The organism is Pseudomonas sp. S2_F03, from assembly GCF_054668335.1.
The window spans coordinates 3,748,455-3,767,248 of sequence record NZ_CP162759.1 but is presented as its reverse complement, the minus strand read 5'-3'; the positions used below and the strand labels follow the sequence as shown (position 1 = coordinate 3,767,248).

The following is an 18,794-nucleotide window of genomic DNA, read 5'->3' as shown; positions in this document are numbered from 1 at the left end:
AGCCCCACTCATCGCAATCGCTCTTTTACTGCGGTTTGCGATAGCTGTTGATGATCGCCGAGAAGTCTTTACCACCTTCCCCACGCTGGCTCATCGCCTGATACAACTGCTGGGCCACTGCGCCGAGCACCACCGGTTGATGCGCCTGACGGGCCGCTTCCGTGGCCAGTCCCAAATCCTTGAGCATCAGTTCGGCACCGAAGCCGCCGGTATAACCGCGCGAGGCCGGCGCTGTTTCAACGATGCCCGGCCACGGGTTGTACATTTCCGAGCTCCAGCAACGCCCGGTCGAGCTGTTGATGATCCCGGCCAGGACGGTCGTGTCGATCCCCAGTGCATCACCCAGCGCCATGGCTTCGCTGACGCCGACCATGGAAATCGCCAGCAGCAGGTTGTTGCAGATCTTGGCGATTTGCCCGGTGCCGACTTCACCGCAATGGACGATGTTGCGGCCCATCTGCGCCAACACCGGTTGCAGGGTGGCGAACAGTTCCGGGGTGGCGCCGACCATAAACGTCAGCGTGCCGGCCGCCGCACCGCCGGTGCCGCCAGAGACGGGCGCATCGGCCATGGCCACGCCTTGCTTGGCTGCGGCGGCGGCCACATCACGCGCGGTCTGTGGATCAATGGTGCTGCAATCCACGGCCGGTACGCCTTGGCCGATACCGGCGAGAACGCCGTCTTCACCCAGCCACACACTGCGAACATGCACAGCGGCGGGCAGCATGGTGATCACCAGTTCTGCACCTTGTGCCGCTTCACGCGCCGAAGCGCTGATGCTGCCGCCCAACTGCTCAAGTTCTGCCAGCACGGTTTTGTTCAGGTCGACCAGGCGCAGCGCGTGGCCGGCCTTGATCAGGTTGCGCGCCATCGGGGCGCCCATGTTGCCGAGACCGATAAAAGCGATTTTCATGTCCGGCTCCTTAACGCAAGTTGATGGTGGTGTTCACACCGTCGTTGACGCTGTCGTCATCGAACCAGCGGCTGGTGACAGTCTTGGTCTGAGTGTAGAACTGCACCACTTGCTTGCCATACGGGCCGAGGTCACCGAGTTTGGAGCCGCGCGAACCGGTAAAGCTGAAGAACGGGACCGGCACTGGAATCGGGATGTTGATGCCGACCTGGCCGACGTCGATTTCGTTCTGGAATTTACGCGCCGCCGCACCGCTCTGGGTGAACAGGCCCGTGCCGTTGCCGAACGGGTTGGCGTTAACCAGCGCAATGGCCTCGTCGAGCGTATTCACTTCCAGTACGACCAGCACCGGACCGAAGATTTCCTGGGTGTAGATCTGCATGTCGGTGGTCACGCCGGAGAACAAGGTCGGGCCGACAAAGTTGCCTTTCTCGTAACCCGGAACCGTGATCTCGCGACCGTCCAGCTCCAGCTTGGCGCCTTCCTTGATACCGCTTTCGATCAGATCGAGAATCCGCGCCTTGGCTTTTTTCGAAATAACCGGCCCCACGTCGGTGCCCGGCTCGCTGCCCGCATTCACAGTCAGCTTCTGCGCCAGCGCTTTCAGATCCGGCAGCCATTGCTTGGCCGCGCCCACCAACACCACCACGGAGGTGGCCATGCAACGTTGACCGGCGGCACCGAAACCGGCGCCGACCAGTGCGTTCAGCGCTTGCTCGCGATTGGCGTCCGGCAGCACCACGGCGTGGTTCTTCGCGCCCATCATCGATTGCACGCGTTTGCCGTGTTTGCCGGCCAGGTCGTAGACGTGCGTACCGACGGCGGTCGAACCGACGAAGGACACAGCCTTGATGTCTTTGTGCGTGCAGAGCGCGTCCACCACGTCCTTGCCGCCATGCACGACGTTAAGCACGCCCGCCGGAACGCCAGCCTCGATCGCCAGTTCCACCAGGAGCATGGTCGACATCGGGTCCTGTTCGGACGGTTTGAGCACGAAGGTGTTGCCGCAGGCGATGGCCATCGGGAACATCCACAACGGAATCATCGCCGGGAAGTTGAACGGGGTGATGCCGGCGCAGACACCGATGGGTTGACGCAGGGTGTAGGTGTCGACACCGCCGGCCACGTTCTCGGCAAATTCGCCCATTTGCAGGCTGCCGATGGAGCAGGCGTGCTCGACCACTTCCAGGCCACGGAAAATATCGCCTTCAGCGTCGGCGATGGTTTTGCCCTGCTCGGCACTGAGGACCACGGCGATACGCTTGGAGTGTTCGCGAATCAACGCCTGGAGCTTGAGCATGATGCGCATCCGCGCGCCGATCGGGGTCAGTTTCCAGGTCTGGAAAGCACGATGGGCGGCGCTGATGGCGGCATCGACTTCTTCGGTGGTTGCAAACGGAACCTTGGCCAGCACTTGCTGGGTCGCAGGGTTGACGATGTCGTGCCACTCGGTGGACTTCGATTCGACCCACTGGCCGTCGATCAACAGCTTGACCTTCTGCACGGTGGTTTCGTTAGGCGTGAGCGATGCGTTCATGTGGGTCTCCGGATGCTTGTTTTTATCTTGGGAGCCAAGGCGAGTAAGTCGCCTTGAGATGAGGCGTGTGCCGCGAATTGGTTGTGGAGCTGTTTTTGGAGTATAGATGTGCAAACTTCTAATAAGAACGCACATAAAAGCCGGTCCATCATGCAAAAAAACATCACCTCGCTAGGCTCGCTGAACTGGGACGACCTGAAGTTTTTCCTCGAAGTCGCCCGCACCCGCAAGGCCAGCACCGCGGCCAAGCGCCTGGCGGTGGACTACACCACCGTGTCGCGACGGATCAGTTCGCTGGAAGCTTCATTGGGGACGTTGCTGTTCGAGAAATCCCGGACCAGCGGTTTTGTCCTAACCGCAGAAGGCCAGCGATTGCTGGGTTACGCCGAGTCGATCGAAAGCACGCTGCACATGGCCTGCGAGCAGGTTTCAGGATCGGGAGTCGCGCTGTCCGGGCACGTACGCATGGGTTGCACCGAAGGGTTCGGCAGCTTTTTCATCACCCCGCAACTGAGCCATTTCGTCGACGCCTACCCGGCCATCTCCGTCGACATCCTGCCGCTGCCACACTTCATCAGCCTGTCCAAGCGCGAAGCGGACATCGTCATCGCCCTGGAGCGCCCGGAACACGGGCCATATGTCTGCTGCAAACTCTGCGACTACCGGTTGCAGCTGTACGCAACCCAGGAGTATCTCGACAAACACCCACCGATCCGCCGCCCGGCAGACCTGGGCAAGCATTCATTCATTAGTTATGTCGACGATTTGGCGTTCAGCTCGGAGCTGTTGTACCTGGCAAACGTACTGCCCGGCGCCAGCGCCAATCTGCGCAGCACCAGCGTGATCGCGCAATTCGTGGCGGCGCAGCAGGGACGCTCGCTGGCCATCCTGCCGTGCTTCCTGGCGGCGCAGGACTCACGATTACTGCCGGTGTTGCCGCAAGAGATCAACATTACGCGGCAGTTCTGGATGTACTGCCGCGAGGACCTGAGGAAGCTCAAGCGGATTACCCTGTTGTGGGATTACATCCGTTCGGTCACTGAGCAGAATCAGCGGCTGTTGATGGGGGAAAGTCGGGAAATGTTGTTCGCCGACTAGCCGGCGCTCACCACGATCGACACTCGGCGGTTCTCGGTGCGGCCTGTTGTGGTGTCGTTAGACGCAACCGGCTCGCTGCTGCCGAAACCGCGCAACTGGATGTTCTGTTCTTGCATGCCGACGGTGGTCAGCACCTTGCCGACACTTTTCGCCCGGCGCAGGGAAAGCTTTTCGTTATAGGCCTCTTTGCCTGACGCATCGGTGTGGCCATCGACCCGCACGCGCTCAATGCCAACACCCAACAACGCCTTGCCAATGCGTTCGACGATTTCGGTACTGGCAGGGTTCAGGCTGTCGTCGTCACTGCCGAACAGGACTTTGCCGGACAGACCAAATGCCCAGCCTTCCTCGGTCAGTTCAAAACCTTGCTGTTTCAGCACGGCAATTTGCGCCGGCGTCAGGCCCTTTTGCGGGGCCGTCTGGCAGCCGGTCAATGCCAGCAAGGCCATGAACACAGTCATCGCGAAAAATCGCAGGGAACGCGGGGTCATCGATAACAAGAAGTCAGCTCCTGGTTTGATCATCGGCGACAGGATGCTCCGACCCTGCCGTGTGTTGCGCGCCACGAGAGACGCGCTTGGCTTGGTACATGGCCGCGTCGGCGGCGTGGAGCAGAGCGCCCGGTGTGAGGCCATGATCCGGGAAGACGGCGATGCCGATACTGAGCGAGGTCAGCACTTGGGTATTGCCCGGCAACGGGATCGGCAGTTCCATGCTGGCGAGAATCTTGTCGGCAATCCGTTCGGCGTCTTCGGTCTTGTGCAGCGGCGACAGCAGCACGGCAAACTCATCGCCACCCAGCCGCGCCACCAGGTCATCTTCACGAAGTTGTGCACGCACGCGAGTCGCTACCGCCGTCAATACCGCATCACCGGCCGCATGACCGAAGTTGTCGTTGATCTGTTTGAACCGGTCGCTGTCGAGAAACAGCACCGCCACCCGCTCGTTGAGTTTGTTGGCGTTGCGCAACTCACGAATCAGGCGGCCTTCGAAAAAGGCCCGATTGGGCAATCCGGTGAGGCTGTCATGGTTGGCCTGGTGCGCCAGGGTTTCGTTCTCGTTTTGCAGGTGGGTCTGCCAGGATTCCAACTCGTCGAGCAAGGCATTGAAGTCGTTGCCCAGATTGTCCAGTTCGGCGATGGCGGCGGGCGGTACACGACGGTCGAATGCACGCTCGCTACGGGCGGCGTGAGCAACGGCGGCGAGGCTTCGCAGCGGACCGGTAATCCCGCGAAGTTGCCGCCGCGCCAGATACAGTGCCACCCAGGCACTGATCGCCGTACACAGGACAATGCCCACCAGACCACTGAGCAGAAAGCGCATCAGACTGTAGCCATGCCCTATGAGCTGGATGCTGCCGATTTCGCGGCCTTGATGAACAATCGGCATACCGATGGGCTTTTCCAGAATGATCTTGCCAATCTGTGATTCGAGGTCGGAGAGCAATCCGCTTTCCGAACGCTGCCAGCGCGCCAGCAACTGCCCTTTTGCGTCAAGTACCTGGGCATCGGCGACTTCCTCGGTGGATGCGATCATCGCCAGCGCTTCCGTCGCGGCGGCTTTGTCGTTGAACACCACGGCGGCTTCAACGGTGTAATTGATCGAACGCGCAATGAGGTGCAGGTTGTGGTCGGCATAGACCCGCAACGCCAAGACGCCCAGCAGGGTCAGCGACACACTGGCCATGGCCACGCCGACCAGCGCGACGACCAGATGCCCGCGACCGATGACCGAACGCAAGGTTGGGCGAGTATCGGGTTTGAACAGGCTCATGGTGCTACCGACTTGCGGCGCGACAGCTGCAACACACTGGGGTGAATGCGCACGCCACTGCGGGCGACGGAGTCGAGATTGACCTCGAAGGACACTTGATCATCGCTGACCCGCAGGCAAAACAGACTGCCGACGGTGCATTGATCGTCACTTTCGCTGATGCTCAGCACCGGATGCCCGATCAACGAGGCGAACAGCCGAGTGCGCTCATCAGCGATCAGTTTGCCGATGTACACCGCATCGCACTCCCCGACAATCGACGGATTGTCGGCCAGCAGGCGTTGCACGGTGACGGATCGGCCAGTGGCCTGGGTCGTGCCTTTGACCAGATCGTCGGTGTATTCAGTGGGGCCGACCACGCACAAACGCAGTTGCGCAGGTTCGACGGGCCAGCGGGCGTAACTGAGAATGCCGAGCACCACTTGAGTGACCGATTGGGCACGCTGGTCAGCCATGCTCGCCGGCGTTTGCGACTGCGCAAAAACGGCGCCGGACAGCCAGCAGAGTAGGCCAGCGAGCAACACTTGCTTGCCGCCAATGACGCGTCCTGTCGTCCAGGCAGCCACCTTCATGCAGTGATTCTCTTCGATCATAGCGAAATAATGTCGCACGATAGCATAGCGATGAAACACCCGCGAGGCCGCGTACTACGGTGCTTTGGACGGTTTTTTGGCGCCGGGAACTCGCGCCTCAATCGCTCGGTGTACCCCCTTCTTCCAGCTCCAGCATCAACCCGCTCAAGCGCTTGACCTTGCGTCGAACAGCCTCTTCAAATACGCCGGCGCGAGGCTCGATCAAGGTGAACCAGTGCTTGGCCCGGGTAATCCCGGTGTAGATCAGCTCCTTGGTGAGCACCGGGTTCAGGGCGTCCGGCAGAATCAGCGCAGTGTGGGCAAATTCCGAGCCCTGGGATTTGTGCACGGTCATGGCGTAGACAGTTTCGACATCATTGAGCCGGCTCGGCAGAACAAACCGCACGCCGCCCTGACCATCATTTCGCGGAAACGCTACACGCAGAACCTGTTTCCCTGCCTCAGGCCCGTCACGCTCCGGCAGTTTGAGGGCGATGCCGATGTCACCGTTCATCAACCCCAAGCCATAGTCGTTACGGGTCATCAACACCGGTCGCCCTTCGTACCACTGCTGATCACTGTCGATCAGCCCGGCCTTGAGCAACGCGGCGGTCACTCGCTGATTCAAACCTTCCACGCCCCATGGGCCTTTGCGCACGGCACACAGCAACTGGAATGCATCGAAGGCTTGCAACACCTCACGCGCCCACTCGGTCCAGCGCGGATCGTCGAGCGTGCTGTCGAGCGCTGGCCGCTGATTGAGAAGAAGGCTCAAGTAGTGGCGATAACCTTGTGGTCCGTCGCCATGTCCTTCGAGCAACAAACGCTCCAACGCCCGATCGTGCTCCCCTTTGAGCGAGAGGGAAAACACGTCGTCGTGGCTTCGAGCCGCCAGTAATGTGCGGGCTTGTTCGGGTTGTTGCTGATTGACCCAGCGCGCCAGTTGCCCAATGCCACTGCCCTCGCCGAATCGGCGCGAGTGGCGCAGCATCACGACTTGCTGGGCCAATGGATGAGTGCCTTGGGTGTCGGCCTGCAAACCACTGGTGTCCAGGTTTTCGCCACTGACCGCTTCCAGCCATTGGCGCGTCTGCGGGCTGTACCAACCGGCCTCGGCATCCCGACACAAATCGCCCAGCACCGCACCGGCCTCCACCGATGCCAGTTGATCCTTGTCCCCCAACAACACCAGCCGCGCGTGAGCCGGCATCGCATCCAGCAGGTTGGCCATCATTTCCAGGTCAATCATCGACGCTTCGTCCACCACCAGCACATCCAGTGGCAAGCGATTACCGGCATGGTGGCGGAAGTGTCGCGTGCCGGGTCGACTGCCCAGCAAACGGTGCACCGTGGTGACCTCAGACGGGATCTGGCCGCGAACCGATTCGGCGACTTCCAGGGTACGAACCTGTTGGCTGATGGACTCCGTCAGTCGGGCCGCCGCTTTGCCGGTGGGTGCCGCCAGGCGGATGCGCAGCGGTTTGCCAGCCTCCACGGCGGGCGCCTGGAGCAACGCCAGCAAACGCACCACGGTGGTGGTCTTGCCGGTTCCCGGGCCGCCGGTGACGATACTGAACGCACTGCGCGTCGCCAGGGCGCAAGCGAGTTTCTGCCAGTCGATCACGTCACCGGTTTTGGCTGAGCCGAACAAACCGGTCAGGCGCAGGGGCAAATCATTCGGCGTTGTTTCCTGTTCAGCCAGGCGCAGGCGCAGGGCATCGTCGATGCGTCGCTCGTAAGTCCAGTAGCGGCGCAGGTACAGACGCTTGCCCGATAAAACCAAGGGCCGCGATTGCGCCGCTTCACGACTGTCAGCCGCCAGGGCCACCAGCGGGCTGGAGGCCAGAACCTTGCACCAATGGGCACCGTCCAGCGCTTCAAGCAATTGCGACGGCAACACCATCGCGCCACCGTGTAGATCACCCTCAGGGGGCAGCGACAGGGCGAAATCCGGTTCTTTCAATGTTTCGAACACATCCAGGCACACATGACCGTGGCCCAGTTGGTGACTGGTCAAGGCGGCGGCGAGCAGCACCAATGGATCATCGTCGGGAGCGAGTTCATGAAGGAAGGCGACGAAGGCCTTGTCCAACGCTCGCAACCAGCCCCGTTCAACCCAGCGCGTCAGCAACAGCAACAGGTCATCGGCACGACTCAACGGTGCCAGGTCCGCCAGGCTTTCGGCCGCCAAGGGCGTGGGCAGCAAATCGGCGAAGGTACGGGTCATAGCAGTACTCCCTGTTCCCAGGCGGGTTCGGCGGCCTTGGGTTCTGGCTTGCCCTGGAACATTCGGTCCAGTTGCGCAATCAGTGCTTTGGGTGGACGAGCGAAATACACGCCTTGGCTGGCGGCACGCGTGCCACGCAAGAACAGATAGAGCGCCCCGCCAACATGCCGATCGTAGTCATAGTCGACAAGACGTGCCTTGAGTTGCCGGTGCAAGGCCAACAGGTACAACACGTATTGCAGGTCATAGCGGTTATCGAGAATCGACTGCTCCATGGCCTGTTCGGTATAGGCCGCGTCATCAACGCCCAGCCAGTTGGATTTGTAGTCGGCGACGTAGTAGCGCCCCTCGTGCTCGAAGGTGAGGTCGATAAAGCCCTTGAACATGCCGTTGAGCGTGACCGGTTCGGCAGCCACTCGGGCGACGCCGTTGTGGGTGTGCTGACGCACCAATTCATCCAGTTTGAGCACGTCGACTTTATGGCTGGCGAACCAGAACTCCATCTCGACGCGGTACTGGGTCAATTGCTCGAAAATGACCGGTGCCTGCCCGTCGCCGAGGTGCAGCGGGGACTTGAGCAAATGTTGCAGCCAATCGCTCAGCGTGGTGATCCAGCCTTCCCAGCCACGGCGGTTGCAACGGCGGGCAATGGCGTCTTCGACGGCTTGCGGGGCAGCGGCAAAACCTTCGTCACCGGCCCATTCCAGCAAGCCATGGAGAAAGGTGCCGGGATTCGGGCCACGGGGGAATCGGTGGATATCACCGCCACCGGCCATCACTTCTCGTGGTGCTTGCGGATCGAGGCGTTCGTCGTCGAAGAGCTTTTGCGCCTGCGGGCTCTCCGGGGCTTCGTCACTGCCCACACTCAAACTGTCGCCAATGCGCAAGGCACTGTAGGAGGCAATCCACCAGTTTTCACTGGCCTTGCGTTTGGGGATGCGCAGTGCGAGCAACGTCGCCTGGTTCTGCGGCGGATCGAAGAGCCCATCTGTGGCGTCGGGCATTTCAGCGTAAATCAGCGCCGGGCAATCCTGTTGCACGTCTTCCAGCCAGCGCTTCAAGCCTGCCGACTCGGCTAAAGGCAACCCACCTCCCAACAAGTAACCCAACGCTGACAGGTGCAGCACCGAGCTGTTGTTGTTGCCGCGTTTGAGATCCGTCACGCCGAGCCAGCACGCGTGTTGCGCGCGGGTCAGGGCGACATAAAGCAATCGCAGGTCCTCCGCCAGACGCTCGTCATCGGCCAGGGCAATCAATTCGGCAGTCGGCTTCAACGTCACTTGAGCCTTGCCGTCTGCGTCGTGGTAATGCAGCGGCAAACGGCTGCCATCCACCGGTTTCGCCGAACAAATGAATGGCAGAAACACCAAGGGATACTCAAGGCCCTTGGACTTGTGGATGGTCACGACCTTGACCAATTGCTCGTCGCTCTCCAGTCGCAGGATTTGCTCTTCACCGGCCTGGCCGGACAACGCCAGATGCTCGGACAAATGACGAATCAGCGCTTGCTCGCCATCGAGCTCGGCCGCTGCCTGCTGCAGCAATTCGAACAGGTGCAGCAGGTTGGTCAGTACTCGCTCCCCATCGCTGCGCGCGATCAATGCCTGGGGTAACTGGAAGTCATGCAGCAGGCGTCGCAGCATCGGCAGCACACCTTGCTTGCGCCAGAGTTCGCGATACCCACGAAACTGCATGACCCGGGCTTCCCAGGCCAGTTCGTCCTGATTCAATCGCTCCAGTTCGGCCAGCGACAGATCCAGCGTGATGCAGGCCAGCGCGGCTCGCAGTGGCCGCTCGGCATCGGGCTCCGCACAGGCCTTGAGCCAGGTCAGCACATCGTGAGCTTCTTGTGCGGCGAACACCGAGTCCTTGTCCGACAGATAGACGCTGCGCACACCGCGCGCCGACAGTTCGCCGCGCACCGCTTGAGCTTCCTTGCCATCGCGCACGAGGATTGCGATGTCCGCTGGCAGCAGGCCTCTGAAGTCCTTGCCATCCTCGGTGAAACCCGCTCGCCCTTGTTGTCCTGCGTTGAGCAATGCAGTGATTTCACTGGCGCACGCAGCGGCCAGTTTCTGCCGGTACACAGCACCCGACAGTGGCTGATCTGCGGATAGATGCCAGATGTTCAGGGCCGGGACCACCTGGCCTTCTACGTGCAAAACCTCGTCGCGTCCCTGGGATTGAACGGGCTGGAACGGCACAGGGTTTTCGCCGTTTTTTTCCCGAAACAGAAACGCGCCGCGCCCCAGTTCACGAGACTCGGCACGCTCGAACACATGGTTCACCGCGCTGACCATGCCATGGCTGGAGCGGAAGTTGGTGCCCAGTGTATGCAGTCGACCGGTGGTGGCCTGACGGGCGCGCAGGTAGGTGTAGATGTCGGCGCCACGGAACGCATAGATCGCCTGCTTCGGATCGCCGATCAGGAACAGACCACTCTCTGGATTGTTGTCTTCGATGCGATAGATGCTTTCGAAGATCCGGTATTGCACCGGGTCGGTGTCCTGAAACTCGTCGATCAATGCGACTGGGAACTGCTCGCGAATCAAGGTTGCCAGGCGCTCGCCGCCCTCGGACTGCAAGGCCGCATCCAGGCGCAGCAGCATGTCATCGAAACCCATCTCTGCGCGGCGACGCTTTTCTTCCTCGAAACGTGCTCCGACCCAGTGAGCGGCATGCTGCAAAACGGCAGCATCGGGGGTTGGCAGTCCGTCAAGGCAGGCCTTGAGGCCGGCCATCGCGTCCAATCCTGGATGGCGAGGCGCTTCGCCCTTCCAGGCTTCGTCCATGCCATCAGGTGTCAGGCGAGTGAAGCCGGTGCTGATATCCAGTTGCTCAAGGGATTCATCTTCGGCCCAGGCTTTGATTTTTTCGAACCAGGGTTCGAAATAGCGCGCCTGCATCTTTCGACCGTCGACGCTCTTGCTCGCCACGCCCTGGTGACAAATGACAAGCAGCTCGTCCGCCCATTGGCACCAAGGCTTCTTGAGTTCGAGCAAGGCGACTCGCCGCTCCTGCAAGCATTCGCTGATCAGCTCGGCAGGCTCTTTATCTTCAGCTCGGTCACGCTCACTGGCAAACAACCCTCGCACCCGCGGCAGCAACGCCGCCGGACCGCCCCAATTGCTACGCACCCAATTCAACGCATCGCCTTGCATCGGGTAACAAAACAAGCGCCAGTAATCGCGCAGGACTTCGCCCAGCAAATCGCTGTGATCGGTTTCCAGGGTCTGGGTAAACAGGCTGCCGCTGTCGAACGCATGTTCGCGCAGCATGCGCTGACACCAGCTGTGAATGGTCGAGACGGCAGCCTCATCCATCCATTGCGCGGCGATGTCCAGACGGTTTGCGCAGCCGGACCATTGTTCGGGCAGGTACTGCTCACGCAAATCAGAAATGAGGCTATCCGGCGCCTTCGTCTCATCGCGGAAAAACCGCGCGGCCTCGGCCAGGCGAGTGCGGATACGTTCACGCAACTCTTTGGTGGCGGCATCAGTGAATGTCACAACAAGGATTTGCGGCGGTAACAATTCACGCCCGAAACCGCTCGCCTCACCACCGTGGCCAAGGACGAGGCGCAGATAAAGCGCGGAAATGGTGAAGGTCTTGCCGGTCCCGGCGCTGGCTTCGATCAGTTGGCTGCCGCGCAGTGGGAATGCCAGCGCCAGTGGTGTTTTTGTGGTCATCAACGAGCCTCCTCGCTGGTCAATGAACGCCAGGGGGCTTCAAGCATCGGTTTGTACAAGGCGTTGCACCAGTCGGGGAACGTTTCGTCAGCAATCAGCGCATCGAAGTCAGCAAACTGCCGGGTGAGTGCAGGGGTTTCACGGCGTTCACCGTCAGTGGTCTGGCCATCGCCTTCATAGGCTTTACGTGCAGCGGCGTCGGCTTTCAGCGGATCGGTCTGGCCAAGCCAGGCGAAAGCTGTTTTGACTGCAATTGGCAGTGGTTGACGCATACCCGCACGCCAGGCTTGCAGGAGGTGTCCCAGCGTTTGAAGTGCTGCGCCCTTCTCCAGCGGTTCCAGCAGCAGGCTGTCGTCGCTGGCGACCAGTGCGGTAGATATCGGTATGCCGCTGGCGCAGGCCACCAGATGATTGACCCAAGGCCGCGTCAAGCGGTGCCATTTACGGTTCTTGACTGAGCCAATGCTGTTGGGGATGGTCGTGACCGAGAGCAATCCGCCGTCTGCTCGTTGATGCAGACCACTGAGCCAACCTTCCAGACGCAGTCCTTCCAACTCAAGCGCCACCGGCAGCGCGCTGGCAAGCGGCGTAGGCCACAACGCCAGGAGTTGTTGATAGCGTTGCAGCAGATCCGGCAGCGGTTCGATCAATTCACGCTGCAGACATTCGCCGAAACCAGCCATGGGCAGTAGTCCGCTGTTTTGCAGGCGTTTTGCCTGATCTTCAAGTGCCTGATCGGCTTGATCAATTTCCCCCAAAGCAGCAGCCAGCAAGCTGTCGCTGAGGCTATAGCGTTGCAGCGCATCGAGAACGAAGGGTTCTTCATCGGCCAAGGGCACTTCAGCCGCCTCGAAGAACACCTTGAGCCGCTGGCTGAAAAAATGTCGCACGGGATTGCGCAGGAAATCCTGCAATTGACCAAGGCTGAGTGGCTCCTCCTGCGCGTAGGCCTCCAACACTTCGGCACCGGCCGTTTGGTCAGTGACCTGATGAAGAACTTGCCACTCATTGGCGTAGCTGAACAGCGCGTCACCTTCATGAAAGTAGCGAGCGCTGAAGGGTTGCAAAGGGTGCTCCTGAGTCATGGCCTTCAGCAGGTTCTCGCCTTCATTGCGCAGTCGCCAGCCGCTGGCGAGATGGTCACGTAACTGGCCAATCAGGACTGAGGCCGGGCGCTCACTGTTGTCGCGAATGCTGCGGCCAACCCAGCTGATATAGAGCTGATCGCGCGCCGACAGCAGCGCCTCCAGCAGAAGATAGCGGTCATCTTCGCGGCGGGATCGATCGCCAGGGCGGTAATCACTGCCCATGAGATCGAAATCCAGCGGCGGTTGCGCGCGGGGATAGTCCCCGTCATTCATGCCAAGCAGACAAACCCGTTTGAACGGGATCGCACGCATGGGCATCAAGGTACAGAAGTTGACGGCACCCGCCAGAAAACGCTGAGACAGACGGCCCTGATCCAGCCCCGCCAGCCAGGCTTCGCGAACGACGGTTAACGGCAATTCGTCGTGTAAACCTACGGAATCGCAGGTGTCGAGCCAGGTTTCACGCAGTTCTTCGAGCTGGGCCAGCAAGTAGTCGTCGTGCTCATTGCTTGCCTGGAAGAACAGCTGCACCAGTGCTTGCAAGCGCACGCCCCACTCTTTGGGCGGTGCAGGTTGAGCCAGTTCCTGGTGGGCGATTTCCAGCGCATCCAGCAGCGCCACCAACGGCCCAATGAGTGCGGCATCCAGGCCGCCAATTTCGTCATAAGGCTCGATGCCTTCGCATGCATTGGCGTTGCCCACGGCATAACCCAGCAGCATCCGGCGCAGGCCGAATCGCCAACTGTTTTGCTCCAGCGCTTCAGGCAATCCCAGACCCGCACGCTGTTCGGCATTCATTCCCCAGCGGATGCCAGCCCCTTCGATCCAGCGATGCAGCGTTGGCAGGTCACGCTCCACGACGCCAAAGCGGGCACGTAGCGCTGGAACGTCCAGCAAGTCGAGGATCTCGCTGACAGGGAAACGGCTATCGGGGAGCTTGAGCAGATGTTCGACAGCAATCAGCAGCGGATCGCGGCCACGCTGGCCTTGGTCCGCGAGCGTGAACGGAATGAAGCGTGGATCCTGTCGGTCAAGTTGACCGAATACTGCTCGAATATGCGGTGCGTAACTGTCGATGTCCGGGACCATCACGATGATGTCGCGGGGCCTTAAATCAGGGTCAGCACTGAAGCGTGCCAGCAACTGATCATGGAGAATTTCTACTTCACGTTGAGCACTGTGTGCGATGTGAAAACGGATTGATTCGTCCTGCTCCAGATCGACGGCTGGCCAACACGCGCGCGTTTCGTTCAGGGGACGTAGTTCGAGAATATCGTCCTGCAATTGGTTGAGCATGTTCTGTGGCTGATTGTCGCTGAACAGGTCGATGCGTCCATCACGAAATGCCGAACTATAGCTATTGGGGTCGTCGTAACTGTCGAGAAGATTGATGTAGTCGCGCCCCTGTTTACCCCAGGCAGCCAACAGCGGATGGGCATGCTGGTGGAGCGTCTGCGGGTCGAGCACAACCGGCATTCCGCTCTTGCGGGCCTGGCGTTTGTATTGATGCCGCAGCAGGTCTTTATCGGCGACGATGTCGGCCCAATGGTGACGACATGGGTTATGTACGCACAGCAGAACCTGACTGAAACGGGCCAGCCCGGCGAGCGCTTCAAGGGCTTGAGCCGGTAGAGAGGAAATCCCGAAAACGATCACCCGCGAAGGCAATCCGCTGGGTGCGACGTCCAGGCTGTTGATGCGTTCGATAAACCGCTGATGAACACCGGCTCGGCTTTGCGCCATGCCTTCCTCACCCACATCCAGCAATAGCGCACGCCATAATTCCGCTTGCCAGCAGTTCGCCGGGGCCAGGGGTTTGGCTTCGCCTCTGCCGTTGCGTAGTTGGTGACGACCTTCTGCCCAATCTTCAAGCCAGTCGGCTCGATAGACCTGGTATTGGTCGAACAGATCCGCCAGTCGTTCAGCCAACTGGTAGCGCTTGCGCAGATCAGTGTCGTGGGTCAGGAAGCGCTGCAGCGGCTCGAAGTGCGGTTGGTTGATCAGTTGCGGAAGTAGCCGCATCAGACGCCAGGTCAGTGGGGCTTTATCGAGCAACGATTTGACCGGGATTTCATCCCGCCCGAGGACCATGCGATAGAGTTGCCACATGAAGCTGCCGGGTAACTGCACGTCGATGGCGGCTGCAATACCACAGCCGCCCAGGTCATCCTCTTCCGGGTCTTCGGCCAGTGCCAACTTAAGCCATTGCGCGATGCCATTGCTCTGCACCAGGGCAATTTCATTTTCCAAGGGAGCCAGCGGATATCGCCGCATGACGCTGATCACCAGGCTGCGCAGTTCATTCAGGCTGTTGCTTTGAACCACCATAAAAGCAGCATTGAGGGACGTGGCGTCCGGCATAAAGGCTTCCTTGGGAAAATACAAACGCTAGGGTCGAACCTTAGCATTGTCGGGAGACGGTGACAGCCGGGAGCTGTCCGGTAATGCTGTACGAACTTTTCTGCAGACAAAACAAAACCCCAACTGCTTTCGCAATTGGGGTTTCGGAATTTAATCTTGACGATGACCTACTCTCACATGGGGAAACCCCACACTACCATCGGCGATGCATCGTTTCACTGCTGAGTTCGGGATGGGATCAGGTGGTTCCAATGCTCTATGGTCGTCAAGAAATTCGGGTACCGAATCGTGGCCAGTCGGCCGCGCTTCAGCAAATTGGGTATGCGATAGTTGGGTGTTTTGTGAGTATCTCGAACTTTCGGTTCGTTTCGTCTTCACACACCGCAATCTGGCCTTTCGACGCAAATTGCTTGGGTGTTATATGGTCAAGCCTCACGGGCAATTAGTATTGGTTAGCTCAACGCCTCACAGCGCTTACACACCCAACCTATCAACGTCGTAGTCTTCGACGGCCCTTCAGGGGACTCAAGGTCCCAGTGAGATCTCATCTTGAGGCTAGTTTCCCGCTTAGATGCTTTCAGCGGTTATCTATTCCGAACATAGCTACCCGGCAATGCCACTGGCGTGACAACCGGAACACCAGAGGTTCGTCCACTCCGGTCCTCTCGTACTAGGAGCAGCCCCTCTCAAATCTCAAACGTCCACGGCAGATAGGGACCGAACTGTCTCACGACGTTCTAAACCCAGCTCGCGTACCACTTTAAATGGCGAACAGCCATACCCTTGGGACCGGCTTCAGCCCCAGGATGTGATGAGCCGACATCGAGGTGCCAAACACCGCCGTCGATATGAACTCTTGGGCGGTATCAGCCTGTTATCCCCGGAGTACCTTTTATCCGTTGAGCGATGGCCCTTCCATACAGAACCACCGGATCACTAAGACCTACTTTCGTACCTGCTCGACGTGTCTGTCTCGCAGTCAAGCGCGCTTTTGCCTTTATACTCTACGACCGATTTCCGACCGGTCTGAGCGCACCTTCGTACTCCTCCGTTACTCTTTAGGAGGAGACCGCCCCAGTCAAACTACCCACCATACACTGTCCTCGATCCGGATAACGGACCTGAGTTAGAACCTCAAAGTTGCCAGGGTGGTATTTCAAGGTTGGCTCCACGCGAACTGGCGTCCACGCTTCAAAGCCTCCCACCTATCCTACACAAGCAAATTCAAAGTCCAGTGCAAAGCTATAGTAAAGGTTCACGGGGTCTTTCCGTCTAGCCGCGGATACACTGCATCTTCACAGCGATTTCAATTTCACTGAGTCTCGGGTGGAGACAGCGCCGCCATCGTTACGCCATTCGTGCAGGTCGGAACTTACCCGACAAGGAATTTCGCTACCTTAGGACCGTTATAGTTACGGCCGCCGTTTACCGGGGCTTCGATCAAGAGCTTCGCGTTAGCTAACCCCATCAATTAACCTTCCGGCACCGGGCAGGCGTCACACCCTATACGTCCACTTTCGTGTTTGCAGAGTGCTGTGTTTTTAATAAACAGTCGCAGCGGCCTGGTATCTTCGACCGGCATGGGCTTACGCAGTAAATGCTTCACCCTCACCGGCGCACCTTCTCCCGAAGTTACGGTGCCATTTTGCCTAGTTCCTTCACCCGAGTTCTCTCAAGCGCCTTGGTATTCTCTACCCAACCACCTGTGTCGGTTTGGGGTACGGTTCCTGGTTACCTGAAGCTTAGAAGCTTTTCTTGGAAGCATGGCATCAACCACTTCGTGTACTAAAAGTACACTCGTCATCAGCTCTCGGCCTTAGAATCCCGGATTTACCTAAGATTCCAGCCTACCACCTTAAACTTGGACAACCAACGCCAAGCTGGCCTAGCCTTCTCCGTCCCTCCATCGCAATAACCAGAAGTACAGGAATATTAACCTGTTTTCCATCGACTACGCTTTTCAGCCTCGCCTTAGGGACCGACTAACCCTGCGTCGATTAACGTTGCGCAGGAAACCTTGGTCTTTCGGCGTGGGTGTTTTTCACACCCATTGTCGTTACTCATGTCAGCATTCGCACTTCTGATACCTCCAGCAAGCTTCTCAACTCACCTTCACAGGCTTACAGAACGCTCCTCTACCGCATCACCTAAGTGATACCCGTAGCTTCGGTGTATGGTTTGAGCCCCGTTACATCTTCCGCGCAGGCCGACTCGACTAGTGAGCTATTACGCTTTCTTTAAAGGGTGGCTGCTTCTAAGCCAACCTCCTAGCTGTCTAAGCCTTCCCACATCGTTTCCCACTTAACCATAACTTTGGGACCTTAGCTGACGGTCTGGGTTGTTTCCCTTTTCACGACGGACGTTAGCACCCGCCGTGTGTCTCCCATGCTCGGCACTTGTAGGTATTCGGAGTTTGCATCGGTTTGGTAAGTCGGGATGACCCCCTAGCCGAAACAGTGCTCTACCCCCTACAGTGATACATGAGGCGCTACCTAAATAGCTTTCGAGGAGAACCAGCTATCTCCGAGCTTGATTAGCCTTTCACTCCGATCCACAGGTCATCCGCTAACTTTTCAACGGTAGTCGGTTCGGTCCTCCAGTTAGTGTTACCCAACCTTCAACCTGCCCATGGATAGATCGCCCGGTTTCGGGTCTATTCCCAGCGACTAGACGCCCTATTAAGACTCGCTTTCGCTACGCCTCCCCTATTCGGTTAAGCTCGCCACTGAAAATAAGTCGCTGACCCATTATACAAAAGGTACGCAGTCACCCAACAAAGTGGGCTCCCACTGCTTGTACGCATACGGTTTCAGGATCTATTTCACTCCCCTCTCCGGGGTTCTTTTCGCCTTTCCCTCACGGTACTAGTTCACTATCGGTCAGTCAGTAGTATTTAGCCTTGGAGGATGGTCCCCCCATATTCAGACAAAGTTTCTCGTGCTCCGTCCTACTCGATTTCATGACCAAGAGATTTTCGCGTACAGGGCTATCACCCACTATGGCCGCACTTTCCAGAGCGTTCCGCTAATCTCAAAGCCACTTAAGGGCTAGTCCCCGTTCGCTCGCCACTACTAAGGGAATCTCGGTTGATTTCTTTTCCTCAGGGTACTTAGATGTTTCAGTTCCCCTGGTTCGCCTCTTGCACCTATGTATTCAGTACAAGATAACCATCTTATGATGGCTGGGTTCCCCCATTCAGACATCTCCGGATCAAAGTCTGTTTGCCGACTCCCCGAAGCTTTTCGCAGGCTACCACGTCTTTCATCGCCTCTGACTGCCAAGGCATCCACCGTATGCGCTTCTTCACTTGACCATATAACCCCAAGCAATCTGGTTATACTGTGAAGACGACATTCGCCGAAAATTCGATAATACTCAATTAAGAGCAACTCACAAATTTTACCTTAGCCTGATCCGTTACCAGTGAAAGTAACGTTCAGTCTATCTTTCTATCACATACCCAAATTTTTAAAGAACGAACTAGTCAAAGACTAGAAATCAACATTCACCATCTCAACGATGGAATGCTCATTTCT

The 18,794-nt window shown here is 58.6% G+C and carries 9 protein-coding genes and 2 rRNA genes; 1 reads left to right on the top strand and 10 read right to left on the bottom strand.

What is annotated here, in order from left to right:
* Window positions 1–25: 25 nt before the first annotated feature.
* Together mmsB and AB4N76_RS17555 are read right to left on the bottom strand one after the other, a co-directional pair.
* A complete protein-coding gene (mmsB, locus tag AB4N76_RS17560; protein ID WP_046031847.1) occupies window positions 26–913 on the bottom strand; it encodes a 3-hydroxyisobutyrate dehydrogenase in 888 nt (295 codons plus the stop codon).
* Between the two features lie 10 nt (window positions 914–923).
* Window positions 924–2,450, bottom strand: coding sequence for a CoA-acylating methylmalonate-semialdehyde dehydrogenase (locus AB4N76_RS17555; protein WP_046031846.1), 1,527 nt, complete (start codon window positions 2,448–2,450; stop codon window positions 924–926).
* Between the two features lie 150 nt (window positions 2,451–2,600).
* Between AB4N76_RS17555 and AB4N76_RS17550 the strand changes: the two genes are divergently transcribed.
* Window positions 2,601–3,548, top strand: a complete 948-nt coding sequence (locus AB4N76_RS17550) for a LysR family transcriptional regulator (RefSeq protein WP_460163297.1) — start codon at window positions 2,601–2,603, stop codon at window positions 3,546–3,548.
* Here the strand turns inward: AB4N76_RS17550 and AB4N76_RS17545 are convergent.
* From AB4N76_RS17545 to AB4N76_RS17510, 8 genes are all read right to left on the bottom strand, one after another.
* Complete coding sequence (locus AB4N76_RS17545) at window positions 3,545–4,039, bottom strand: OmpA family protein (RefSeq protein WP_046031842.1); 495 nt, start codon at window positions 4,037–4,039, stop codon at window positions 3,545–3,547. The genes AB4N76_RS17550 and AB4N76_RS17545 overlap by 4 nt on opposite strands.
* Before the next feature lie 13 nt (window positions 4,040–4,052).
* Window positions 4,053–5,321, bottom strand: coding sequence for a diguanylate cyclase domain-containing protein (locus AB4N76_RS17540; RefSeq protein WP_460163296.1), 1,269 nt, complete (start codon window positions 5,319–5,321; stop codon window positions 4,053–4,055).
* Window positions 5,318–5,893, bottom strand: coding sequence for a YfiR family protein (locus AB4N76_RS17535; protein WP_046031840.1), 576 nt, complete (start codon window positions 5,891–5,893; stop codon window positions 5,318–5,320). Before AB4N76_RS17535 ends, AB4N76_RS17540 begins: the two co-directional genes overlap by 4 nt.
* A gap of 118 nt (window positions 5,894–6,011) precedes the next feature.
* On the bottom strand, window positions 6,012–8,120 hold the full coding sequence (recD, locus tag AB4N76_RS17530; RefSeq protein ID WP_046031839.1) for an exodeoxyribonuclease V subunit alpha: 2,109 nt from the start codon (window positions 8,118–8,120) through the stop codon (window positions 6,012–6,014).
* Window positions 8,117–11,809 (bottom strand): exodeoxyribonuclease V subunit beta, encoded by a 3,693-nt coding sequence (recB, locus tag AB4N76_RS17525; RefSeq protein WP_460163295.1) that lies wholly within the window; start codon window positions 11,807–11,809, stop codon window positions 8,117–8,119. Before recB ends, recD begins: the two co-directional genes overlap by 4 nt.
* Window positions 11,809–15,258, bottom strand: coding sequence for an exodeoxyribonuclease V subunit gamma (gene recC / locus AB4N76_RS17520; RefSeq protein ID WP_460163294.1), 3,450 nt, complete (start codon window positions 15,256–15,258; stop codon window positions 11,809–11,811). Before recC ends, recB begins: the two co-directional genes overlap by 1 nt.
* A gap of 154 nt (window positions 15,259–15,412) precedes the next feature.
* Window positions 15,413–15,528, bottom strand: a 5S ribosomal RNA gene (gene rrf, locus AB4N76_RS17515).
* A 151-nt stretch (window positions 15,529–15,679) separates the two neighbouring features.
* A 23S ribosomal RNA gene (locus tag AB4N76_RS17510) occupies window positions 15,680–18,571 on the bottom strand.
* Window positions 18,572–18,794 lie beyond the last annotated feature (223 nt).